Source organism: Chryseobacterium limigenitum (genome assembly GCF_900114875.1).
Taxonomy (GTDB): domain Bacteria; phylum Bacteroidota; class Bacteroidia; order Flavobacteriales; family Weeksellaceae; genus Chryseobacterium; species Chryseobacterium limigenitum.
Genome location: NZ_FPKW01000001.1, coordinates 394,577 through 417,034 on the forward strand (window position 1 = coordinate 394,577; position 22,458 = coordinate 417,034).

21 protein-coding genes are annotated in these 22,458 nt (G+C 34.6%); 6 read left to right on the plus strand and 15 right to left on the minus strand.

Going from position 1 to position 22,458, the window contains the following annotated elements; genetic code table 11:
- Positions 1-159: 159 nt before the first annotated feature.
- The 7 genes from BT156_RS01920 to BT156_RS01950 all read right to left on the minus strand — a co-directional run bounded on the left by BT156_RS01920 (position 160) and on the right by BT156_RS01950 (position 7,145).
- Positions 160-588 carry a DoxX family protein gene (locus tag BT156_RS01920; protein WP_072406663.1) on the minus strand — a complete coding sequence of 143 codons (429 nt, stop codon included), beginning with the start codon at positions 586-588 and terminating at the stop codon, positions 160-162.
- A gap of 70 nt (positions 589-658) precedes the next feature.
- The gene (era, locus tag BT156_RS01925) at positions 659-1,534 is read right to left on the minus strand and encodes a GTPase Era (protein ID WP_072406664.1); all 876 of its coding nucleotides are present in this window, start codon (positions 1,532-1,534) and stop codon (positions 659-661) included.
- A gap of 124 nt (positions 1,535-1,658) precedes the next feature.
- A complete protein-coding gene (locus BT156_RS01930) occupies positions 1,659-2,495 on the minus strand; it encodes a sugar phosphate isomerase/epimerase family protein (RefSeq protein WP_072406666.1) in 837 nt (278 codons plus the stop codon).
- A gap of 30 nt (positions 2,496-2,525) precedes the next feature.
- Complete coding sequence (locus BT156_RS01935) at positions 2,526-3,881, minus strand: carbohydrate porin (protein ID WP_170857258.1); 1,356 nt, start codon at positions 3,879-3,881, stop codon at positions 2,526-2,528.
- A gap of 57 nt (positions 3,882-3,938) precedes the next feature.
- A complete protein-coding gene (locus BT156_RS01940; protein WP_072406670.1) occupies positions 3,939-5,183 on the minus strand; it encodes a sugar MFS transporter in 1,245 nt (414 codons plus the stop codon).
- A 39-nt stretch (positions 5,184-5,222) separates the two neighbouring features.
- Complete coding sequence (locus tag BT156_RS01945) at positions 5,223-6,113, minus strand: carbohydrate kinase family protein (RefSeq protein ID WP_072406672.1); 891 nt, start codon at positions 6,111-6,113, stop codon at positions 5,223-5,225.
- Between the two features lie 33 nt (positions 6,114-6,146).
- Complete coding sequence (locus BT156_RS01950) at positions 6,147-7,145, minus strand: LacI family DNA-binding transcriptional regulator (protein WP_072406674.1); 999 nt, start codon at positions 7,143-7,145, stop codon at positions 6,147-6,149.
- Positions 7,146-7,493: 348 nt separating this feature from the next.
- Here BT156_RS01950 and BT156_RS01955 point away from each other — a divergent pair, with 348 nt between their 5' ends.
- Positions 7,494-8,060, plus strand: a complete 567-nt coding sequence (locus BT156_RS01955; RefSeq protein WP_072406676.1) for a Crp/Fnr family transcriptional regulator — start codon at positions 7,494-7,496, stop codon at positions 8,058-8,060.
- Between the two features lie 133 nt (positions 8,061-8,193).
- Positions 8,194-8,520: a DMT family transporter gene (locus BT156_RS01960; RefSeq protein ID WP_072406678.1), complete on the plus strand. Its 327-nt coding sequence runs from the start codon at positions 8,194-8,196 to the stop codon at positions 8,518-8,520.
- An 83-nt stretch (positions 8,521-8,603) separates the two neighbouring features.
- On the opposite strand, the gene BT156_RS01965 is transcribed toward BT156_RS01960, so the two are convergent.
- The 5 genes from BT156_RS01965 to gpmI all read right to left on the minus strand — a co-directional run bounded on the left by BT156_RS01965 (position 8,604) and on the right by gpmI (position 13,483).
- Positions 8,604-9,371 (minus strand): class I SAM-dependent methyltransferase, encoded by a 768-nt coding sequence (locus tag BT156_RS01965; protein WP_072406680.1) that lies wholly within the window; start codon positions 9,369-9,371, stop codon positions 8,604-8,606.
- Positions 9,371-10,180 carry a type I methionyl aminopeptidase gene (gene map, locus BT156_RS01970; protein ID WP_066758769.1) on the minus strand — a complete coding sequence of 270 codons (810 nt, stop codon included), beginning with the start codon at positions 10,178-10,180 and terminating at the stop codon, positions 9,371-9,373. The genes BT156_RS01965 and map overlap by 1 nt, the downstream gene beginning before the upstream one ends.
- Positions 10,181-10,284: 104 nt before the next feature.
- Positions 10,285-10,716, minus strand: a complete 432-nt coding sequence (locus BT156_RS01975) for a BT0820 family HAD-type phosphatase (RefSeq protein WP_072406682.1) — start codon at positions 10,714-10,716, stop codon at positions 10,285-10,287.
- 94 nt (positions 10,717-10,810) lie between these two features.
- The gene (locus BT156_RS01980) at positions 10,811-11,791 is read right to left on the minus strand and encodes an acyl-ACP desaturase (RefSeq protein WP_072406683.1); all 981 of its coding nucleotides are present in this window, start codon (positions 11,789-11,791) and stop codon (positions 10,811-10,813) included.
- A gap of 150 nt (positions 11,792-11,941) precedes the next feature.
- Positions 11,942-13,483 (minus strand): 2,3-bisphosphoglycerate-independent phosphoglycerate mutase, encoded by a 1,542-nt coding sequence (gene gpmI / locus BT156_RS01985; protein ID WP_072406685.1) that lies wholly within the window; start codon positions 13,481-13,483, stop codon positions 11,942-11,944.
- A 351-nt stretch (positions 13,484-13,834) separates the two neighbouring features.
- Between gpmI and BT156_RS01990 the strand changes: the two genes are divergently transcribed.
- On the plus strand, positions 13,835-14,833 hold the full coding sequence (locus BT156_RS01990) for a hypothetical protein (RefSeq protein WP_072406687.1): 999 nt from the start codon (positions 13,835-13,837) through the stop codon (positions 14,831-14,833).
- Between the two features lie 170 nt (positions 14,834-15,003).
- Entirely contained in the window at positions 15,004-15,327 is a 324-nt protein-coding gene (locus BT156_RS01995; protein WP_066758781.1) for a translation initiation factor, read from the plus strand.
- 1 nt (position 15,328) lies between these two features.
- On the opposite strand, the gene BT156_RS02000 is transcribed toward BT156_RS01995, so the two are convergent.
- The 3 genes from BT156_RS02000 to BT156_RS02010 form a co-directional block, all read right to left on the minus strand.
- On the minus strand, positions 15,329-16,228 hold the full coding sequence (locus BT156_RS02000; RefSeq protein WP_072406689.1) for a leucine-rich repeat domain-containing protein: 900 nt from the start codon (positions 16,226-16,228) through the stop codon (positions 15,329-15,331).
- A gap of 139 nt (positions 16,229-16,367) precedes the next feature.
- Complete coding sequence (locus tag BT156_RS02005) at positions 16,368-18,515, minus strand: alkaline phosphatase PhoX (RefSeq protein WP_072406692.1); 2,148 nt, start codon at positions 18,513-18,515, stop codon at positions 16,368-16,370.
- Positions 18,516-18,877: 362 nt separating this feature from the next.
- A complete protein-coding gene (locus tag BT156_RS02010; RefSeq protein ID WP_072406694.1) occupies positions 18,878-20,713 on the minus strand; it encodes a cytochrome-c peroxidase in 1,836 nt (611 codons plus the stop codon).
- Between the two features lie 227 nt (positions 20,714-20,940).
- On the opposite strand from BT156_RS02010, the gene BT156_RS02015 reads away from it, so the two are divergent.
- The gene (locus BT156_RS02015; protein ID WP_072406696.1) at positions 20,941-21,396 is read left to right on the plus strand and encodes a hypothetical protein; all 456 of its coding nucleotides are present in this window, start codon (positions 20,941-20,943) and stop codon (positions 21,394-21,396) included.
- 9 nt (positions 21,397-21,405) lie between these two features.
- Positions 21,406-22,260, plus strand: a complete 855-nt coding sequence (locus BT156_RS02020) for a nucleoside phosphorylase (protein ID WP_072406697.1) — start codon at positions 21,406-21,408, stop codon at positions 22,258-22,260.
- Positions 22,261-22,458 lie beyond the last annotated feature (198 nt).

Consider the following 22,458-nt stretch of genomic DNA (forward strand, 5'->3'; position numbering starts at 1 on the left):
AAACATCAAGAAACAAGTAATAATTTTAAAAACATCTCATAATAAGGGAAATTCTAAAATAGAGATGAATTTCATTACCTCAATTCTTCTAATCCTTGATCCACAATAAAAAAAGAGCATTAATTTTTTTAATGCTCTTTTATTTATTTTAATTTTTAATTACCAATCTGAAGCTCTTTTTCTCTTTTCGATCATATAATCTACAGAGAATTTCCCTGCTCCGTAAGCCATCAAAAGAAGATATACGGATAAATAAATTAAACTTAATTCTTTCTTTCCAAATGGATCTGACCCATGAACCACAAAACCTGCAATGATCATTGTAAAGATCAAAAATCCCAATGAAATCCTTGTAAAAAGTCCCAATATAAGAAGAATTGAACATGCAAATTCTGCTGCAACAGTCAATACTAACGATATTTTAGAACCAAGTCCCAGAAAATCAAAGAATTTTATATCTCCACCTTCAAGTAACATCTGAAGTTTCGGAAAACCGTGAGAAAGCATCGCAAATCCTATAAATACTCTTACGATTAACAGGATAATATCTACATAAATCGGGTTAGACTTTGAGCTCAAATAGTTCATTCATTGAAAATTTAAAGATAAAGTTAATAAAAAACCTCCTTAATACAACGATGAATATTGACTTTTTAGTTTATCTATATCCGAAATTTTTTAAATCTCTATCATTTTTTCTCCAATCTTTTTTCACTTTTACGAATAAATTCAAGTGTATTTTTTTTGAGAAAAACTTTTCTAAGTCCAATCTTGCTTCTGTTCCTACTTTTTTAATTGCTTCTCCTTTATGTCCGATAATAATCCCTTTTTGGGTATCTCTTTCAACATAAATAATTGAATCAATGAAAATTATCCCTTCTTTTTCCTTGAACTGCTCCGTAACAACTTCCACAGAGTATGGAATTTCTTTGTCATAATTTAAAAGAATTTTCTCACGAATAGCCTCATTCACGAAAAATCTTTCAGGTTTATCTGTATATTGATCTTTATCGTAATAAGCCGGGCTTTCAGGAAGCATCGACTTCAACTTAGGAAGAATAATATCCGTATTGAATGCATTTAATGCAGAAATAGGAAGAATTTCAGCTTTAGGAATTCTTTCATGCCACTCCTCTACCAGTTTTTCCAAACCAGCCTGATCGGTCTGGTCTACTTTATTCAGTAAAAGTAAAACAGGAACAGGAATTTTATTTAATTTTTCAATCAAAAATTCTGATGGTTCAGATCTATCCGTTAAATCTACAATAAATAGAAAAACATCAGCATCCTGTAAAGAATCCTTTACAAAATCCATCATTTTCTCCTGAAGGCCATATTTAGGATCTAAAACTCCAGGCGTATCTGAAAATACGATCTGTAGGTCTTCTTCATTATAAATTCCAAAAATTCTGTGACGTGTTGTCTGTGCTTTTTGAGTTACAATTGCCAGTTTCTCGCCCATTAATTGATTTAATAGGGTAGATTTTCCGGCATTTGGTTTCCCAACTATATTTACAAATCCTGCTTTGTGCATAAAAATAATATTACAAAACGCAAAGTTACTAAAAACAAAACTGGTCTGTAAGGCTAATGTTAAAAGATTTAAAATAAAAAAGCCTTTCCGATCAAGGAAAGACTTTCTTTGGAAATTAATTGAACTAAATATGATTTTTCATAAATTCTAAACTGCCGCGAGCCAAATCTTCGGCATCATGCGGAGATTTCTGCCATAAAGAAACCATCTGCTGCATTCCGGGAATCGAGGATGAAAAATTTTCAAGAACCAAATTTCCTTCAAAATTGATCTCTTTTAAAGCTTTAAACAATTCGTTCCAATTCACTGTGCCTTCACCAAGCATTCCACGGTGGGATTCAGTCATATGAACGTGTTTTAGCTTTTTTCCTGCAAGAATGATCGGGTCATAAAAATTATTCTCCTCAATATTCATGTGGAAAGTATCCAAATGGAGGAATAAATTGTCTTTTCCTGTTTTCGAAATCAGATCCAAAACATTTTTTGCTGTATTACAAACGTATGTCTCATAACGGTTGATTGGTTCGATTGCAATATTTACACCTTTTTCTTTGGCATAATCTGCAACGTTACTCCAGACTTCAACAATAATTTCAGCTTCATTATCAGTTAATGGATTCCCGGAAAATGCTCCGATTCCACCATGAAGAACACCTCCTAAAAAATCAGTTTCTAATTCTGATGTTTTATCTACAGCCTGTTTCATCAACTTTTCTGCAGCCTCAGGATAGAAAGCAATATGAGCTTCTTTTGGAAGATTTAATGAGCAAACAACATCAAGATTATTGTTTTTAAGATGTTGCTTTACTTCTTTGGGATTGAATTCCATTGACGGAGGAAGCAAAATTTCAATTAAATCAAAACCTGCTTTTGCCGTTTTTTCTATTGCATATTTTCCGGCTTCAGGATTCCAGTTTGGGGTGATCCATGAAAGAAGTGAAGCTCCAAATTTTACATTCATTATAATAATTATTAATTTTTAATTATTCATTTAAAATACCCACCACTCTGTTCTTACGCCAAAGTAAGTTCCGAATCTTTTTGCTCCCGATTGTTGTAAGAATGGTGAATAAAGACTATTCATCGCCTGATCGTTGTATCTTGATAATTCCGCGATCAATCTGATGTGTGGCCTTGCCCAAACGCTTCTTTCAGCAGTAGGAACCAATGTTGGAGCTAAAACCAATTTTGTCATTGATGCAGGATCCTGAGTTCCATCCTTTCTTGTTGCAAAGTGTAATTCGGAAACAATATGGAACCAATTATTGAAATAATACGTTGCTCTTAACCCTGTATTAAATTCAGATTTTTTATTAAAAATTTCACGGTTGTAGTAATCTATAGCTTTGTTATCACTGTTTGCTCCACCCTTACTTTGAGTATAAACTGCATAAGCATTTACAGACCATCTATCAGAAAGATTTAGCAAAATATGTTCAACTGCAGTTAAAGAGTACGCGCCTTTATAAGTCTTTGTAACTTCATCCGGAGCTCCGTAAGTTCGCCATGTCTGGGTATTTCCGCTATCTCCACCGTTGGCGATTCCGCCACCATATCTCAGGGAAATTTGGTTAAAAGATCCCGGAAGTTTTGTTTTTAAATTGATATTTAATTTTGCTCCCAAAACCCACCCTTTATCTGATGGATAATTTTCTTTAGAATTTTTCCCGGATTTATCTAAATTATGAAATTCGGCAAGAAGTTTAAGTTTATGATCACCATTTTTAAACGGAACCGTCTGCTCCAAAACAAATACTTCTCTTTGTCTGTAGATCAAATTTTTTGTACCGCTGATCACATTCGTATAAGAATAAGGTGTTGAATTACTCGCTGCCGTATCAATTGCTGCAGGGAAAAACATGGAAAATCTTGTATTTTTATGTCTTACTCCCCAACCTGTCGCCGAATGGTCATCAAAATAAAAATAATCAGCAATATGTACATCGTCATATCTTAACCAACGAGATCCTGCCCAAACATCCCAATCGCTTCCCATGATATTTCTTGCTTCAACAAAAGCTTCCGGCAAGGCTACGATCATTCCCTGATTAGACTTGGAATCTACGTTTCCTAAAAATGTTCCGCCAGAATAGAAACTTAATCTTGCCTGCATATCAATTTTAGTACTTTTTGTACTGTCACCACCTGCAACAGGAGTGAAATGAAAAGCCGGCAGGAAATCTACATAATCTCCCTGATCCATTCTTCCTCCCAAAGAACCTTGATTATTAAGGTTTAATTGCCTACCTGTACGTCCATCTGCATTTGGTGAATAAGCTGCTCCGATCCTGCCGGTTGTTCCAAAAGAGAACTTTTTATTGGTAATAATGATCTGTGCATTTGACATTTGACAGGCAATTAGTAAAAGCCAAAAACTATATTTAAAAACATTGGTGTTCATATCCTACTTCAGAGTTTTTGGTTTGTAGAATTTTAAAGCAAACACAATAATAATCACATAACAGATAATTGGCAATAAGTAAGCGTGAGCAACATCTGTTTCAGCAATTTTACCCATAATTGGCGGGAAAACAGCTCCTCCGAACATCGCCATTACCAAGAAAGATGATGCCTGCTGAACTTTATTACCCAATCTTTTAAGACCAAGACTGAAAATCGTTGGATACATTACGCTTAAGAATAAATTCAACATAATTAAACTAATGAACGATACCCATCCGAAACTTTGAGAAATGATAAGACAAAGCACAATATTACAAGCTGTAAAGATGGCTAAAAGCTTATTAGGCGCAATATATTTCATTAAAAATGTTCCAACAAAACGTCCGATCATCATCATCGCCATACTTAAAGAGAAATAATATGAAGCCTGAGTTTCCTGAAGGTGCATTTTTTCAACTCCGTAATTAATGAAGAATGCCCATGTTCCACCCTGTGCCGCAATATTGAAAAACTGAGCAACTACAGCAAAAATAAAGTGTCTTTGTTTCCAAAGTGGTGCATTTGGATCGCTGTCGTGGTGGTGATCTTCGCCAGTTGCATGTTCCAGCATCTCAATTTCTTCAGCGTGAGGATCTTTTAAGCTTGGAACTTTAATGAAAAAGAAAATAATGGTAATTGCTAAAATCACGATCCCGATCCAGGCATAAAGACTTTTCACAGAATCCAGAGAATTATCTTCCTGACCAGCTCCAAAGATGAAGAATCCACCCAATAAAGGTCCGATAATCGCTCCCAATCCATTGAATGACTGAGCGAAATTCACTCTCTGATCACTGGTTCTCTCATCACCTAGTGCTGCAACAAAAGGGTGAGCTACAGTTTCTAAAGTTGCCATACCCATCGCAAGGATAAATAATGCTACTCTAAAGAAATCAAAAGACATATTGTTTGCTGCAGGAATAAAAAGAAAACATCCGCCTGCAAACAACGATAATCCCAAAATAACGCCTAGTTTATACCCAAATTTTTTCATGAAAAGCCCTGCAGGAATTCCCATTAAAGCGTAGGCTCCAAAGATTGAAAGCTGTACCAATCCGGATTTTGATTTTGAAATACTTAGCACATTTTGAAAGTGTTTGTTCAGTACATCTCCCATCGTCAGGGCAATAGCCCAGAAAAAGAACAGGGAGATCACGAAAGAAAATACAATAAGGTACTTCTTTTCAGTAAATTTAGCTGAATTCATAAGTGTCTTTTTAAAGTGTTAAAAGTTTATTGATAAGTTCTAGTTTTTAAATTTTTGAAATTCTTCATACTCATAATCCGGGCAGGCACCTGATTTTGAAGTAATAAATGCCCCTAAAGAAATGGCTTCCTCCATAATTTCTTCCGGACTTTTCCCTTGAACCCTTTTAGAAATAAAGCCTGCAAGAAAAGCATCACCACTTCCTACTGTATCTGCAATTTTAATAGGAACAGCACCAAATCCATAATTCCTGTCTCCAACGAAATATCTGGCACCTTTGCTTCCTTTCGTAAGTACAATCTCTTTGATATTAAAGTGATTTTGAATGAATGTTACGGTTTCATCTTCGCTGATATATTCTTCGCTTAAGAATTCCATGATTTGTCTCATTTCTGCCTTGTTCATTTTTACGATATCAGCTTTGTGTAAAAGCTCTTTAATCAAATCAGTATCGATGAATGGCGGTCTGAAATTAACATCGAAAATTTTAAGTTTAGCAAATTCCAATAACTTTAGAAGTGTTTCTTTGGACTTTGGATTTCTTGCAGAAAGACTTCCGAAAACAAAAGCTTCAGCATTGGAGATCAATTCTTTATGTTCAGGCAAAAAATCAATATAATCCCAAGCTACATGATTTACAATATCGTAAGTTGCTTCATTATGTTCATCAATTTTAGCAATTACAGTACTTGTAGGATGTTCGTTATCTACTTGGATATACTCTGTAGTAAGTCCCCAGCCCTTTATCTGGTCTGTTAATTTTTTACCCAGTTCATCATTACCGATTCTACTTAGCATTTTAACATCAGTTCCCATTTTGTGCACATTGTAAGCAGCATTGAAAGGTGCTCCACCCGCTCTGGTACCTTCCGGGAATATGTCCCAAAGAACTTCACCAAAACAAACTACATAAGGATTCTCTTTTATCATAGGTTAAACGTTTAACTTGTTTATTAAATTTTTTTATTTTACCGACTTTTTATTAATTAATTTTGCAGGAAAGATTATTTTTCTACCATTGACTGCATAATTATCAATCTGAGCATCAAGAACTTTAACAGCTTCTCTGGCCATTTCCATCAAAGGCTGCTGTACAAAACTAATTTCTGTTGGAAAAAGGCTGTACGCTTCTGTTTGATCAAAAGCAATCACTGATACATCTTGCGGAACTTCAATATTTTTTTGATTTAAATAGCTCAATCCTGCAATTCCAAGCTTGTTACTTGAAAAATATAAAGCTGTTTTCTTTGAAAGGTCTAAAGTTTCATCAAGTCCTTTATAAATTTCTTCCGTGATATTATCGATACCGATCAACACCTTTTTATACTGAATATCAGCTGTAGAAATGCGCTTGTCAAATCCTTCCTGTCTGTCCAACAAATGAGGAAGCCTGGTATCATATCCGATATAGATGATTTCTTCGAAATTTTTCTCAACTAAAAACTCGCAAATGCTTTCCGAAATCTCAGAATTATTGATCAGAATTCCGGGGATATTTATATTTTTAAGATAACGGTCAATAGTTACGATAGGGTATTCTTCTTTTAACAGTTTTAAAACCGCCTCATCAGAATCCACAACCGGTGCCAGAATCATCCCGTCAACCTGCTGCTCAGAGAAAAGTTCTGTCAGTTTTCTGAATTTCTCAGGATTTTCATCAGAACTTCCGATAAGCAGTGTATAACCAAATTTCATGGCTTCATCTTCTATATTTCTGGCAATACTTGAATAAAAATCATTCGAAATATCTGCCAAAATAAGCCCTATCAGCTTACTTTTACTCATCTTAAGACTTTTCGCAATCTTGTTTGGAGTATAATTAATCGTTTCAGCCACTTCAAGAATTTTCACTTTTGTAGCTTCACTTATTCTGCTTCCTTCTTTTTTATTCAAGACATAGGAAACGGTTGCAACAGAAACTCCTGCAATTCTCGCTATGTCTTTAATGGAAGCTCTCTTCATACTGTTTTATAAGTTTACGGTGCAAAAGTATCTTATAAAATATAAACAAAACAATAGCCATATTTTTTTGGTCATCTCGAAAATTATTGTATTTTCGCGCCTTTTTAAATTTCAGAATCAAATAAAACATAAACTATTAATTATCAATAATTTAAACAAAATGATTATTGATGTTAATTTAATGTTAACCAAAAATGAAATCTTCAGATGTTAATTTAGTTGTATTTTTGGTTAAACGTTTATCTTATTAAATTTTAATATATTTTGAAAATAATTTAAAATATGGCAAAATATCCTTTTATTTAACCTTTTAAAACCAATATTTTTGAAATATTACAATGCTTTTTTATGAATATAGACCAAATCCTTGACAATATCTACCCTCTGCCGGAAAGCTCTAAGCTAAATTTAAAGAAATATATAACTGAGCTTTCACATCCCAAAAACTTCTGCTTAATGGAAGCCGAAAAAATAGTTCCTTATATCTATTTTATAAAGAAAGGAATTGTTCGTGCCTATGCTTCTACAGCCGAAAATGATATTACTTTCTGGTTTGGAAGTGAAGGTCAGACTGTGATTTCTATGAGGAGTTATGTTGAAGATAAGCCCGGTTATGAGAACATCGAATTACTGGAAGATTGCGAATTATATAAACTTGAAACAGAAAGTTTAAGAAAATTATTCAGTAAAGATATTCATATTGCCAATTGGGGAAGAAAATTCGCAGAACGAGAATTAATAAAGACTGAGGAACTGATAATTTCAAGACAGTTTAAAACAGCTTTGGAGCGATATAAAGATTTAATGCGCGATAAATCTGATCTTTTGAAAAGGGTTCAGTTAGGGCATATTGCTTCGTATTTGGGAATTACGCAGGTGAGTCTGAGTAGGATTCGGGGAGAGATTAAGTGGTAGGGTTTGAGAGCCATAGAGTTTGAGGGTTTTAGTGCGAGCGGGTTTATTCTTTAGCTTTATCTTCATTTTTTAACATTTGTAAAATTTTAAATGCTCGTAAATACAGAACTTTGCAGCAGAAAAATTTTAAAAAATGAATTGGATCATCTTAATCATCGCAGGATTATTTGAAGTTGCTTTTGCATCTTGTCTGGGAAAAGTAAAAGAAACAACGGGAACTACCATGTATTTTTGGTTTGCAGGATTTTTGGTTTCGTTAACCGTAAGTATGCTTTTATTGATTAAAGCAACACAAACCTTACCGATTGGAACGGCCTATGCCGTTTGGACGGGAATCGGTGCAGTAGGAACGGTATTAATGGGGATTTTCTTTTTTAAAGATCCTATAAGTTTTTGGAGATTATTCTTTATTGTAACCTTGGTTGGTTCTGTGATTGGGCTGAAAGCCGTTTCTCATTAATTTTAAACACAAATAATACTAATTATTTACACGAATTTTGTGATTATAAAAAACAAAAACGTCCCTAAAATAGAGACGTTTTTTTATTTCTTGTAAACAACGGGTAAGATTTCATTTTGTCTCAGCCCGTATTTTTTGATTTCTTCTTCTGTGAATTGTTGAGAATAGAAATTAGGTTCTGTTTCAAAGCCTGCTTTTCTCAAACGGTCAAAATAATCCATTCCGTACCAACGGACGTGGTCGTATTGCCCGAAATGCTTTTGACGTTCTTTTGGATCTTTAATGGTGAAATCTTCATAGGTTTTCTCCAGTGAGTTTCTCATCGGAACCTGAAAAATGCCCCATCCGCCAGGCTTCATCACTCTATATAGTTCACTGATCGCCTTTGAATCATCTTCGATATGTTCTAAAACATGATTACAAAAAACAACATCAAAACTTTCGTCAGGAAAAGGAAGATCCAGAATATCAGCTTTTACATCTACAATCGGGGAAAATAAATCGGCCGAAATGTAGTCCAGATTCCTCATTCTCTTGAATTTCCTTAAAAATTCCTGCTCGGGAGCAATGTGTAGAACTTTTGCATTTTTAATGAAAAAATCAGTTTCATTTTGAAGATACAGCCACATCTGGCGGTGTCTTTCCAAACTTAAAGTTCCCGGAGACAAAGCATTTTCTCTCTGATTTCCGTACCCATAAGGAAGAAACTTTCGGTAAGATCTTCCGTCGATAGGATCAAAGAAATTTTCTCCTTTAAAAAACTGATAAATAAGAGGTCTTGCCCAGATACTCATTTTAATAAGCATCGGACGCGGAATTTTATTTAATAAAAGTTTCGTTACTTTTTTCATTAAAAATCCATTTGGAAAGGCTCCTCTTCATTACTTACGATTCCTAAAGCTTCGTAAACATATTTAAATGTAGAAAGTAATACCGGTTTCCCGTTGATTACCGCTACATCATGCTCGAAATGCGCTGAAGGTAAATTATCTAAAGTAGTAACCGTCCAGCCATCATTATGGAATTTCACTTTTTCCGTTCCAAGGTTGATCATCGGCTCGATAGCGATTGCCAAACCGTCTTTGATTACTTTTCCGCTTCCCTGTTTTCCGTAGTTGGGAACCTGAGGATCTTCGTGCATTTTTCTGCCTAAACCGTGACCTACAAGCTCTTTTACCACTCCATACCCTTCTTTTTCACAATGAGCCTGAATGGCGTGAGAAATATCACCGATTCTTTTTCCTCTTACACATTGCGCAATCCCTTTATACAAAGATTCTTTAGCAACTTTCAAAAGTTTTTTAACTTCAGGTTTTACTTCTCCGATCTCGAAAGTATAGGCATGGTCTCCAACGAAACCATTTAAAACAGCTCCACAATCTACAGAAAGTACGTCGCCTTCCTTCACAATATCATTGTTTGGAAAACCGTGTACCACCTGATCGTTTGGAGAAATACATAAAGAGTTCGGGAAACCTCCATATCCTAAAAATGCAGGTTCAGCGCCATGATCCTTAATAAAATCATGCGCTAATTTATCTAAATATAAAGTGGTGATCCCAGGTTTGATCTCTTTCGCCAACATTCCTAATGTTCTGGAAACCAACTGAGCACTTTCTTTCATAAGACGAAGCTCGTCTATTGTTTTTAATTGAATCATTGTTTAATTTATAAATGTAACAATATAACAATGTATCAGTGTAACAATATTTGTTTATCCTGATTGGTAGATTGTTATATTGATAAATTGTTACATTATTTATTCTACCAGAATAAACCTTTTTTCTTTTCTTTTTTAAGTTTAGAATACGCTAAAACTTCTTTTCCTTCTACACGGAATTCTATTCTTTCATTAATGATATTGTAGATTTCACCCCAACCTGGGAATCCTCCTAGATTTCTGTCATCAATAAACCAATCTGCATCCAGTTTTCTTGATTGCGTTTCAGAATCAAAAACCTCACCTTCAAAACTTGAATTTACGGCATAGAATTCAATTCCGTTGCTTCTGCAGAATTCTACAGCTTCATCCAACGTTTTTCCGTGTCTGTATGTCCAAAGGATTAATCTGAATCCCTGACCCTGTAATTTTTTAAGTGTTTCGAAAGCAAAAATCTTCGCTTTTCCAATTGCCGGATATGCATCATCAACGATTGTTCCGTCAAAATCCACAGCAATTTTTTTATTATTCATCATTTACCTTATGATTTAGAGTTGCAAAGATAAGAAATAATAAAGAGTGCCAAAAACACTTGGCACTCTTACTTTATAATTTAATGATAATATGGAACTAACTTTTTACCCAGCTAAACTGAAACTGTAGATCTGGAGTAGAAACTCTGTCTGTGATTTTCTGCAATCTTCCGGGCAATTTCATTAGATATTCCTGAGCTTTTTCTGCTTTTTCAGTAAGGCCTGTTACATGCTCGATCTTCCATTCATCCAATAAGTCTTTCATAATATTAATGTAATCCTGACCTGTATACACCATACATCTTTGGGCAGCATCTGAGAAATGTCCCCAAAGTTCACCAGCTTTTTGCCCTGACTGTCTCATTAAATGAGCAGGCATTACAATTTTCTTACGCATCATATCTTCAAATGCCAAGATCATTTCTGATGGATCTAATTCTAAAATTTTTGTAACAAAATGTTTGTAGGCTTTAGCATGTCTCGCTTCATCGGCAGCAATTACACCGCACATTTTAGCTAATTTTCCGTTTCCTGACTGCTTTGCCAATGTTCCTACTCTTCTGTGAGAAATATTGGTAGCCGTTTCCTGAAAACTTGTATATACGAAGTTTCTGTAAGGGTCCATGCTTGTTCCGATATCGAAACCGTCACTGATTAAATATTGGGTTGTGATCTCGACCTGTCTCATGTTTACTCTTCCACACAGATAAAGATATTTGTTTAATAAATCTCCGTGTCTGTTTTCTTCACCAGTCCAAGATCTGATCCAGCTTGCCCAGCCAACTTTATTTTCTTCCTGATTAATACCTTCAACACCCATTAACCAAGATTCGTATGAAGGAAGAGCTTCTTCCGTGATACAGTCTCCAATTAATGTTACGAAAAGATCGTAAGGCATTTCACGGGCGAAAGTCTGAATTTCTTCTAAATCATGTTTAAAATCATCACTTGACGGATCGGGAAGATAGTCTGAAGGCTGCCAAATTTTCTCAATTGGCGTCAAAAATTTTTCAAGAAAAGAACTTACTTCCTTTTCCAATATTCCCATTACTTCTTTCCTTACAAGACTGTGATACATTTTAACTATTTAGATTTTAATTTACAAAGATAGGATTTATTTATTATTTGGCGCATAATAACATATGTAACTCATAATATGTCTGACATAAATCATAAAAAAACACCATTCTAAAGGTAAAACGGTATTTTTTTAACATTATTATTGATTTTAGTTAACTAAAATTTCTCCAGTCATAATTTCAGGAATTTCTATTCCCATTACTTTAAGAATTGTTGGAGCAACATCTCCTAATTTTCCCGGCTTTAAATTCCAGGTATGGTCTTTATCCATCACGATAAACGGAACCAGATTCGTTGAATGCTGTGTGTTTGGAGTTCCATCCGGATTAATCATTACATCAGAGTTTCCATGATCTGCCAGAATGAAAACAGCATATCCGTTTTCATACGCCGTTGTTGCCACTTTTTCTATACATTTATCAACTGTTTCGGCAGCTTTTACAGCAGCTTCAAAAACGCCTGTATGTCCTACCATATCTGTGTTGGCGAAATTTAAACAAATGAAATCAGCAGTTCCATTTTCTAATTCAGGAACAATTGCGTTTGTGATATCATACGCTGACATTTCTGGTTTTAGATCGTAAGTCGGAACATCTTTCGGGCTTGGACAAAGTAATCTTCTTTCGCCAACAAATTCCTCTTCTCTCCCTCCTGAAAAGAAGAAGGTAACGTGAGGATATTTCTCTGTTTCTGCAATTCTGATCTGGGTTTTATGATTTCTTTCCAATACTTCTCCCATCGTATCCTGAAGAACATTTTCATCAAAAACGACATGAACATTTTGATAAGTTTTATCATAATTCGTCAGTGTAACGTAATATAAATTCAGCTTACGCATTGAATAATCAGGGAAATCCTGCTGAGAAAGCACTTCTGTAATCTCACGTCCTCTGTCTGTACGGAAATTGAAAGAAATAACCACATCATTATCTGCAATCTTAGCCACAGGAACGATGTTTCCCGTTTGCTTTTGATCGATCATGATGATCGGTTTCAAGAATTCATCCGATACATTATTATCGTAAGATTCTTTGATTGAAGCTAAAGCATCGGTTGATTCTAAACCAACTCCATTAACCATCGCATCATAAGCCAATTTTACACGCTCCCATCTTTTATCTCTGTCCATCGCGTAGTATCTTCCGACTACTGTCGCCAGTTTTCCGGTTGTATGTTGCATATGCTTTTGAAGTTCATCAATAAAGCCTAATCCAGAGTGTGGATCGCAGTCTCTACCATCGGTAAAAGCATGAACAAAAACATTATCGTGTAAGCCAAATTCACCTGCTGCAGTTAAAAGACCTTTTAAGTGATTGATATGTGAATGTACTCCTCCATTAGAAACCAATCCGATAAAGTGTACTTTTTTATTTTCTTTTTTTGCATATTCAAATGCTTCCTGAATAGCTTTCTCATGACCTAATGTTCCGTTTTCAACAGCCATATTCAGTTTAACAAGATTTTGGTATACTACTCTACCTGCGCCTAAATTCATGTGTCCAACTTCGGAATTTCCCATCTGACCGAAAGGAAGTCCAACCGCCAAACCACTCGCTTCAAGCGTTGTGTGAGGGAATTTTGTGTAACAACTATCTATAAATGGTGTATTTGCTTTATCTAATGCTGAAACTTCAGGATTCAGCCCCAATCCCCATCCGTCAAGGATTGCTAATATTGCTTTTTTTGACATTATTTTATAACTTTTATATTACAAATTTATCTATTTTAGAATGAATTGAAGAATTGATATACTTAAATTTTATCTAAAATTTTGTCTTTTCCCAACAGATATCAACTGACTTAAACTACACATTTCTCATATTGACTTTAGAAAATCCTGTAAAGTTGTATTTCAAATATTTTGATCGGACATCAGTAAGTAAAAATACGGACTGGAAAAAATAGGCATTTACACTCTATTTTTAACTGATCATAATCCGTTCCTTTGAAATACCAACAGCGAATAAAGAATCAACAATATTCATAAATGGCAGAATCCGAAAAGCCTTACGAGTAGGAAAACTTAAAAAAACTAAATACCATGTTTACAAAACTAGAATTAATCAATTTAAAAACATCTTTTAACAACGCATATCCTGAATATTGCAGTCAATTAGATGTTTGTAAGACAGAGACAGAGCTACTGGAAACGTATGAAAAAATTAAAGAAGATGCTTTCGCTAAGGCTAAACCATATTTAGCGGCAGGTGATGATCCGACCGGTTTTCCGGCACTGGCTCTTACTCCTCAACAGTATAACAATCTGAAAGCAGCAACAGGATCAAATATCAAAGTGTATGTTACAGCAATGCTTAATCAGGCTCAAATAATTCAGCCAAGCTTCAGTGTTGGTCAAACCGTTGCAACACTTATAGGAGGTGGTCTTACTGCAATAGGTACGATTGCCGGAGCAGCATTTGGCACCGGTATTATAGGCGGAATGGTTGCATCTGTTGCTGTTGCTGCGGGAGTAACAGCAGTTACCGTTGCTGGGCTTGTAACGCTGATAGCAGTTGCTATTGTTGCGGTAATTATCCCTATTCTTTATTTTATGCTTAAGCCAGCGTGCTGTTTTGTATTGGTTTTAAACGAAACCAATAATCAGCTGACATGGAAAGACGATTATAATGTTCATGGGAAACCTATCGGACATACTCCGCATATTAGTGCTGCCATAGATATTCCTGAACCTATTCCTGGAGCTGGTAAATATGTTTATGCAGGTCTTGTACAAACGGATAAGAGAGATGCTGCTTTATTTGGAACTCAATATGGATTTACCTATACAGGAGATGTTGGCAAATATAATGTTAATTTTGGTACTGAATGCCCTTTAAGCAGTATTTATGTAGATAATAACTGTTATTGTGAAATTGGTTCAACATCAGAAAATTCAGCGAAGCAAACAACTAAAAAGAATGCCCTTACCTATTCTGCAACAAGTACCACTCCAAAACTTGATACAAGTATCAAATGTAATTCTGCATCCGGATATGTAGCCTACTATATTGCAAGAGTTGAGGATGGTTCGTTAAGCTAAAAACAATTAAAAGCTATATTCTTATCCATTGGAAAGAATCTCGGCCAGCTTTATATGCTAGCAGTACTTTCAGGGTACTGCTTTTTTGATTATTGCAATGTTTTTTATTCTTACCATAGATTTGCACATATGTTTATGGTTAGTAATTAATTTATTTTTAATTTTGCTTTATGGATTTACGAGATCAATTGAAGAACCTTTTTCCTACTCATGAGGAGCAGGATTTTGAGATGCCTGAAGAGCAATTTAAGCAAAAAGAGCCTTTGGTATGTAAGTTTGAGAAAAAAGGAAGAAACGGAAAACCTGTAACAATTGTTGAAGGTTGGGAAGGAAGTGAGGAAGATTTAAAGAAAATCTCAAAAAAAATAAAAACCACACTGGGAATAGGTGGTTCTGAGAAGGATGGAACGATTATTATCCAAGGGGATAATCGTGATAAAATAATGGATATCCTTAAAGAAATGGGGTATAAAACCAAAAGAGTCGGCGGATAATTTAAAAATAAATCTGCGCCTGAGGAAGTAAGGTTTTTAACTCCTCAATTTTATTTTTTGTCATTGGATTTCCTGTCAGGATCAATGTTTTAAGATTTTTCAAGTGTTTAATTTCTGTTGGAAGATCTTTTAAATTATTGTTCGCTAAATTCATACTCACAACATTTTTTAAGCCTTTTATTTTAGGAGAAATCTCCTGAATATTGTTGTCGCTTACGTTCAGAAACTCTAGATTTTTTGAGTGAAATAAATTTTCCGGCAGTTTTGCGATGGAATTTTGCTGTAATTCTAAATATTTAATGTCTTTTGGAAACTTTAAATTTCCTAAGTCATTGATTTGATTTCCTGAAAGGTTTAAAGACTTTAAATTTTTAATCTCATCTAAATTATCAGCAATAAAACTGATCTGATTTCCCTGTAAATTAATTTCTTCCAGCGTTGGAATCTTCATTAATGCTTCAGGAAAAACATTCAAACTATTGGCATCAAGATGAATTACTTTGAGATTCTGAAGCTTCGCCAGGTTTGGATTAATGCTCGTTAAACTATTAAGATTGATAGAAAATGAGGTGAGTTTTGTTAAATTGCCTATTTCGTCCGGAATGAATTTAATGCTGTTTTCATTCAAATTTAATATTTCCAATTCCTTTAATGAAAAAATTTCATCATCCATTTTTTCTAACTTATTTCCCATGATATTCAGAAAAAATAAAGCATCGAATTTTTTGATTTCAGGCGGAAGATTGAACAATCCTTTACCTCTGAAACTCATACTGTAAATGGTTTTTCCGCTTTTTAAAGCATCTTCAACATTCGTATAAGTAGGATATTTTACAGGATCGATCTGAGCTTTTGCCTGATTGAGCGCTAAAATGGAGATTAAAACAATTAATTTTTTCATATGTGCTTTTTCATTGTTTTTTATTGGTCATATGGAATCGCATCATCTTTAGTCTATTTTTGTTTCCAATTTATAGCGATTTCATAAAAATATAAAAAGCCACCGATAATAAATTACCGGCAGCTAAAATTATTAATAACTATTTTTTTAGAAGTTTCACTGTTTTTTGGAAACCTTCTGCTTCAATATTCAAGATCAATATTCTTGAAGCTTCAAGCTGTGAAGTGAAATCAAGATCTAATGATTTGTTTGAACCTGTATATTTCTTCGTGAAGACAATTTTACCGTCCATGCTGTAAGCTGTTACTGAAATGTCTTTCAAGCCTTTTGGAGAATTAATTTTAACCATTCCTGAAGTTGGATTTGGAGCAACTGTTACCGTATTTTCCGCAACTTGATCAACCGTTCCTAAAGAACCTGCAGTTCCTAAATTATCTTTAAGAGCCACAACGATCGTTGCCGATTTTCCTCTGTAATCAATCGTATTTCCTGTAGCATCTACATCTGTAAGAATCGTAGAATCCGGGTGCTGAATTGAGAAGAAACCAAATTTATGATCCGGTGTAAATGTAAGACCTGTAGGCTCTGATCCTGCCGGCATAGAAGCGAATAATTTTACTTTAGGATTTGCAATCGTATGATCCGGAGCGATTACCCAGATGTAGTTTTTACCACCATCCTGAAGTACCCAAAGATTCCCCAATTCATCGAAAGTAAGATTGTCATTACCATCTCCCCAAGCTTCAGATTTCGTTCCTTGCGCTGTTGTGAAAGAATATACTGTTGAAGCACCTCCCGCGAAAGTTTCTACCTGGGAAGCGGTAGTGCCATTATCCTGTAGACGATAAATTCTGTCTAATCCTTTTGCCGTAAAATAGATCTTACCATCTAATGGGCTGATATCTACGTCTTCTACTCCATTAAATCTCGTTCCGCCTAATGACTGAGCAAGTGTAGCTGTATTATTTTGATCTGCTTTTGTTTTGTTTGGAACCTGAATCCAAGTTGCAGTAGTTCCGATCGGATCTCCAGCTGTTGTTAATCCCTGATCTACTTTTAACACATATAAGTTTCCTGAAGAAAGGTTATTTGGAGTATCCATGATATATTTATAAACCATGTGAGTTCCGCCATCTTCACCATAATATGCTATAGTTCCTGCATTATTTACCACTACGTTTTCGTGGTTCATAATACCCATCTGCCATAGTTTTCCTTTAGATCCGTCAGCATTTTGAGAAATAACCTGAGCTGTTGCCGGGTCAATTTCTACCAACCATCCGTAGTCCTTCATTCCGTCGGCATTCACGTCATTTGATGTTACAGATTCTTCAGCTGTAACTACAGTTCCCCAAGGTGTAACTCCTCCAGAACAGTTTCTGATCGTCTGTACTAAACTTGGTGCTGAAAAACTTACCGCTCTTGATTTTGTCAATTGCCAAAGCTTTGTTGTAGCATTATAATTGATTTCCGCCATGGTAACACCACCCGGATTTGTTTCATGGTTTACAGAAAGGTAACCGTTTGTACTACTTGCATTTTTAGCAACATAAGCAGTGAAGTCATTTTGACCACCTACCATTCCGCCACCTTCTGTGTAATTATCGCCTTCTTTTAAAACAAGCTGATATTTATGTTCAGCAGGAATGATTAATTTACCTGTTTGTGCAGTCGGAACGATAGATGTAAAACAGCTGATGTGCATTGAATTACAAGTCGTCGGGTTTGTTGTAGTGGTTGTTGTTTTAAGATAAGCATCGATTCTTAAATCTGAACTTGAAGCTCCTCTGTTGTGCAATTCGATAGAAATTCTGTTGGTTCCGTTAACGAATTTTGATTTTGGGATTGAGAAAATATTGTAAACACTTTCTGCAGCTCCGTCAACTGTAGTGCTTGAAAGTGTATTGAAATCAATAACACCTGCCGGCATATTGTCTCTTACCACTTCTTCACCGTTTAGATAAACAACGATACCATCGTCTCTCATTACGCCTAATTCCATCGTATCGCTAAGAGTAGATAAATTTACCGTGATATCTTTAGCAAAATAAGCTGTCATAAGACCAGAATTGATAGTCGTTGTTACAGGATCACCGTATCCTAGAGGGCCGGCTCCGGTAGTCCAACTTGAAATATCAAACGTTTTGTCTTTCCATTGAGCAACCTGTGCCTGATTGTTGTCTTTGTAGCTCCACGACGAATTTTTGTCGAACACATAAGTCTGCGCCTGAAATAGAGAACCTGTCACTAATACAAGGGCTGCAACTGTTAGTAGTTTTTTCTTCATTTTAAATTTGATTTATTAGACACTGCAAAACTATTTTTTAATCACGAACCCTCTATTAATAGGAGTTTAAATAAATCTTGCTGAATATTAATAAATCAGGAACCTAATGTTAATTAGATTAATTTTATGTTAAATTAAAAAAATATTAAAAAGTGAAGAGTGGATAAGGAAATGCAATTTTTGACTTTTACATTCTTTAAACCACTCTTTCACTAATAATTATTTTTTTATTTAGGAAAACTATAACCCCGTTTAATTTTATGTTAGACAATCTATGAATGGTGAATTGTCATTAGCCAATTTGGTTTCGCCAGTGAATTAAAAAAAATTGACAGCATAGCTAATTGACTATTCATAATTGACTATTTTCCTTTAGCATTACTGATGTCTGTCAATGTATTTAGAAAAGCAATAACCTGTTTGATTTCGGTCTGAGTAAGATTTAATTTATCGGCTGGTAATGTTTGATTTTTCATTTTTAACCCTGCTCCTTCACCCCCGCCTTCATTATAGAAATCCATAACCTCTTCCAATGTATTGAAAGCTCCGTTATGGAAATACGGTTTTGTAAGCGCAATATTTCTAACGGTAACGGTTTTGAATGAATTTTCATAGATCCAGGAATTTTCTTTTTTCACAGGACTGTTTATTCTTCCTTTGTCTGCGTCAAGCTCTATCGGAAGCTGGTTTAAAGGCTTTTTAGTTACACCCAACACTTCAGATTCATTTTCATTAAAGAATGGCGGAACCAATCCCGAAAAGTGTGGAGCGAAGTGACAGGTTGCGCAATTTGCCTTTCCCATAAATAGGTTGTAGCCTTTTTTGGCATCATCAGAAATTTCTTTTTCATTTCTCATGAATTTGTCGAAATCGCTTTCAAAAGAATAGAGAGAAGCTACGTAAGAACTTAATGCTTTAGAAAAATTCTCCTTACTTATTTCTCCATTTTTAAAAGCAGAACGGAATGCTTTCTTATATTCCGGTTTTGTCTTTAATTTTTTAATAATGCTTTCGTAGCTTGTATTGAATTCATTTTCATTGTAAATTACGTGTTCAGCTTGTTGTTCAAGATAAAAAGCTCTTAAATCATAGAAAAATCTTTTTGCAAAAACCGCATTGTATAAAGAAGGTGAATTTCTCAGTACCGTTTTCCCTTCCACATTGCTTTGAGATCTTGTTTTTAAATCTGTAAAAGCATTTTCGGGTAAATGGCACGTTGCACAGCTCATTTTGTTGTTGTCACTTAAATTTTGGTCATAAAAAATATCTTTTCCCAATTTTCTCAGGTCTGCATTGTCTTCTGAAGATTTCAATAAAGTATAAAAATAAGGATCAAGGAAATCGCTTCCGAAAAGGTTTTTACTTTTTACATTCCAGCCTGAAAATTCTTTTAAATCATCAGAATTTCCGTCCCAGTTTCCAAACTCTTCATACAACGGCTGAATATATTTTTTGTAAAATTCTATTCTGTCAAAAGTTTCAAAGTCTTTATTTTTTGATAGATAATCGATGCTTTCAGTTAAAATTCCATTTGCTTTCTGAACATTAAAATTTTTAAAGTAAGTATCATTATTAATGTATTTTTTCATTCCTAATAAGGCGTGGCTTGCTTCTTCGGAAATATTTAATGAACCCGGAGTATCAAAACCAGTTACTCCCAATGTATAAATTCTGATCAATTCAATTCTTAAAGGCAAAGTTTTGTTATTTCCTTTGCTTAAGCCGTTTTTTACGGAACTTAAATAGAAACTTGCATAACTGTTATAAAGAAAATTAGTAATCGTTTTAATTTCCTCTTTTTGCTCTCCTGCATTATCGGAAAATATCAATTCATCCAAAACCTGCAAACCCTCTGGCGGGAGCGTATAAGCTGAAGTTCCCGCTGCCTCGATATGAAATAAAGGAGCGGCATTCAAATGCGTTTTAGAAAATTCAGGATAATGATAGGCAATGTAAAACTCTATTTCCTTGTATGAATTTCGGGTGTTGCTTAATGATTTTCGTAAATCTTCAAGAGAAATTTTATCCTCAGAAAATTGATATACATCGGATTTTAGCTGCTCAAGCTTGCCTTTAAAATCAGTTAAACCTTTATTTACAACAGTATTTTCATTTTCTGTACCTGTGTAAGTAGGATTAAATGACATTATTGCAAAACCCATCAACAAAATGATGATAACTATCGGATAAGATCTCATGAAATTTTTAACGGCAAAGCTATCATTCGTAGGTTACCACAACTTTAATTCAGGATTAAATAATGTTTATATTTTTCTTCAGTATTTTTTATTAATTTTAAACCCCGAAATCAAATTCATCATACTCAAAATGGTCGCTACTTTCTAAGGCCAATTTAAAAATAATGACGAAAGGATATTAGGGGAGGATTTTAAAGATTTAATACAAATCAAAACTAAATATTAAAATGAGAACAAAATTATTACTGACTTTCGTGGCAGGACTTTTTTCGTTGACTGCTTTTGCTCAAAAATTGGGACAGGAAATGGCTGTTTATGCAGAAAAAAAAGGTAATGATTACTATTTGTTCCGCCTCACACAAGACCAACCTACTCCTAAAGTTTACCTTTACTCAAACGGAGAAACGAAGCCTTACAAAAATTACAAAACACTAAAAGATGTTGCTGTAGATTTTCCGGGAATAGCAACCTATCACCAATCTGCAAAAGAAGAATTGGTTTCTGTCCTCAATAAAAACAATCATCTGTATGAGGTCTCATCTCAAAGAAAAAACGACAAAACAATCGTTACCGTTTATGAAATTTCCAACGGCCAGAAAAAAATATTAAAAGAATACAATTCTATTTACGAACTCGAAGCATCTCCTTATAAAGACGCTATTTTCATTGATATAAAAAAATAAATATACAATATGCTAAACAAACTTGCAGCCTCAGAATTGGTTCTGAATGATGACGGAAGTGTATACCACTTAAACCTTTTACCTGAAGATATTGCCGACAAAGTGATCCTTGTCGGAGATCCGGACAGAGTACCGAAAGTATCTCAATATTTCGATAAAGTTGAGGTTAAAAAGAACAAAAGAGAATTCTACACACACACAGGAACGTTGCGTGGCGAAAGAATTTCTGTAATGTCAACAGGAATCGGTACAGAAAACATCGATATCGTAATGAACGAGCTTGATGCTTTGGTGAATATCGATTTAAAGGAGAAAGAATTCAAAAAAGAACATAAATCACTTGAGCTTTTCCGTATGGGAACTTGCGGAAGTGTAAATCCTGATGTTCAGGTTGATAACATGCTGGTTACCCAAAATGTTGTTGGATTAGACGGATTAATGCATTTCTATCAGGATTATGAGTTTGAAAATGATTTTTCAAGAAACTTCATGGAAAAATTCCCTTATGCAAAGATCAAACCGATGCTTTATTTCGCAGACTGGTCAAAAGAGTTGGGAGAATTGTATAAAGATGCCAAGTACCACGGAAATACGGCTACTTTTCCGGGATTTTATGCTCCACAGGGAAGACAGCTTCGTTTGAAAGCTTTGGATGATAAATTCTTGGAAACATTAAATGATCTTGGGGTTACCAATTTTGAAATGGAAACTTCTGCGATCTATGCGCTTTCAAAGTTATTAGGACACAAGGCTATTACCGTGAATAACGTTATCGCCAACAGAAGACGCGGAGAATTCTCTGCAGATCATCAAGCTTCAGAAAAAAAACTGATCACTTGGGTTTTGGATAGAATTATTAAGTAATTTTTCGACCATAAAAGATAAAATAGGCTGTCCAAAAAGGTCAGCCTATTTTGATGTACCAATATAACAATGTAAGAATTTACCAATTTTTTAATAATTGTAAAAAAAACAATATCATTAATCTGCAAAAAACAGTATATTTTTCTATTGATACATTGCTAGACTGATACATTGTTACATTAAGCTGGCTTTTAGGAC

Excerpts from the sequence above, each read along its gene's own strand:
- BT156_RS01920 (WP_072406663.1), bottom strand. The coding sequence starts at position 588 with ATGAACTATTTGAGCTCAAAGTCTAACCCGATTTATGTAGATATTATC.
- era (WP_072406664.1), bottom strand. The coding sequence starts at position 1,534 with ATGCACAAAGCAGGATTTGTAAATATAGTTGGGAAACCAAATGCCGGA.
- BT156_RS01930 (WP_072406666.1), bottom strand. The coding sequence starts at position 2,495 with ATGAATGTAAAATTTGGAGCTTCACTTCTTTCATGGATCACCCCAAAC.
- BT156_RS01935 (WP_170857258.1), bottom strand. The coding sequence starts at position 3,881 with ATGTCAAATGCACAGATCATTATTACCAATAAAAAGTTCTCTTTTGGA.
- BT156_RS01940 (WP_072406670.1), bottom strand. The coding sequence starts at position 5,183 with ATGAATTCAGCTAAATTTACTGAAAAGAAGTACCTTATTGTATTTTCT.
- BT156_RS01945 (WP_072406672.1), bottom strand. The coding sequence starts at position 6,113 with ATGATAAAAGAGAATCCTTATGTAGTTTGTTTTGGTGAAGTTCTTTGG.
- BT156_RS01950 (WP_072406674.1), bottom strand. The coding sequence starts at position 7,145 with ATGAAGAGAGCTTCCATTAAAGACATAGCGAGAATTGCAGGAGTTTCT.
- BT156_RS01955 (WP_072406676.1), top strand. The coding sequence starts at position 7,494 with ATGAATATAGACCAAATCCTTGACAATATCTACCCTCTGCCGGAAAGC.
- BT156_RS01960 (WP_072406678.1), top strand. The coding sequence starts at position 8,194 with ATGAATTGGATCATCTTAATCATCGCAGGATTATTTGAAGTTGCTTTT.
- BT156_RS01965 (WP_072406680.1), bottom strand. The coding sequence starts at position 9,371 with ATGAAAAAAGTAACGAAACTTTTATTAAATAAAATTCCGCGTCCGATG.
- map (WP_066758769.1), bottom strand. The coding sequence starts at position 10,180 with ATGATTCAATTAAAAACAATAGACGAGCTTCGTCTTATGAAAGAAAGT.
- BT156_RS01975 (WP_072406682.1), bottom strand. The coding sequence starts at position 10,716 with ATGATGAATAATAAAAAAATTGCTGTGGATTTTGACGGAACAATCGTT.
- BT156_RS01980 (WP_072406683.1), bottom strand. The coding sequence starts at position 11,791 with ATGTATCACAGTCTTGTAAGGAAAGAAGTAATGGGAATATTGGAAAAG.
- gpmI (WP_072406685.1), bottom strand. The coding sequence starts at position 13,483 with ATGTCAAAAAAAGCAATATTAGCAATCCTTGACGGATGGGGATTGGGG.
- BT156_RS01990 (WP_072406687.1), top strand. The coding sequence starts at position 13,835 with ATGTTTACAAAACTAGAATTAATCAATTTAAAAACATCTTTTAACAAC.
- BT156_RS01995 (WP_066758781.1), top strand. The coding sequence starts at position 15,004 with ATGGATTTACGAGATCAATTGAAGAACCTTTTTCCTACTCATGAGGAG.
- BT156_RS02000 (WP_072406689.1), bottom strand. The coding sequence starts at position 16,228 with ATGAAAAAATTAATTGTTTTAATCTCCATTTTAGCGCTCAATCAGGCA.
- BT156_RS02005 (WP_072406692.1), bottom strand. The coding sequence starts at position 18,515 with ATGAAGAAAAAACTACTAACAGTTGCAGCCCTTGTATTAGTGACAGGT.
- BT156_RS02010 (WP_072406694.1), bottom strand. The coding sequence starts at position 20,713 with ATGAGATCTTATCCGATAGTTATCATCATTTTGTTGATGGGTTTTGCA.
- BT156_RS02015 (WP_072406696.1), top strand. The coding sequence starts at position 20,941 with ATGAGAACAAAATTATTACTGACTTTCGTGGCAGGACTTTTTTCGTTG.
- BT156_RS02020 (WP_072406697.1), top strand. The coding sequence starts at position 21,406 with ATGCTAAACAAACTTGCAGCCTCAGAATTGGTTCTGAATGATGACGGA.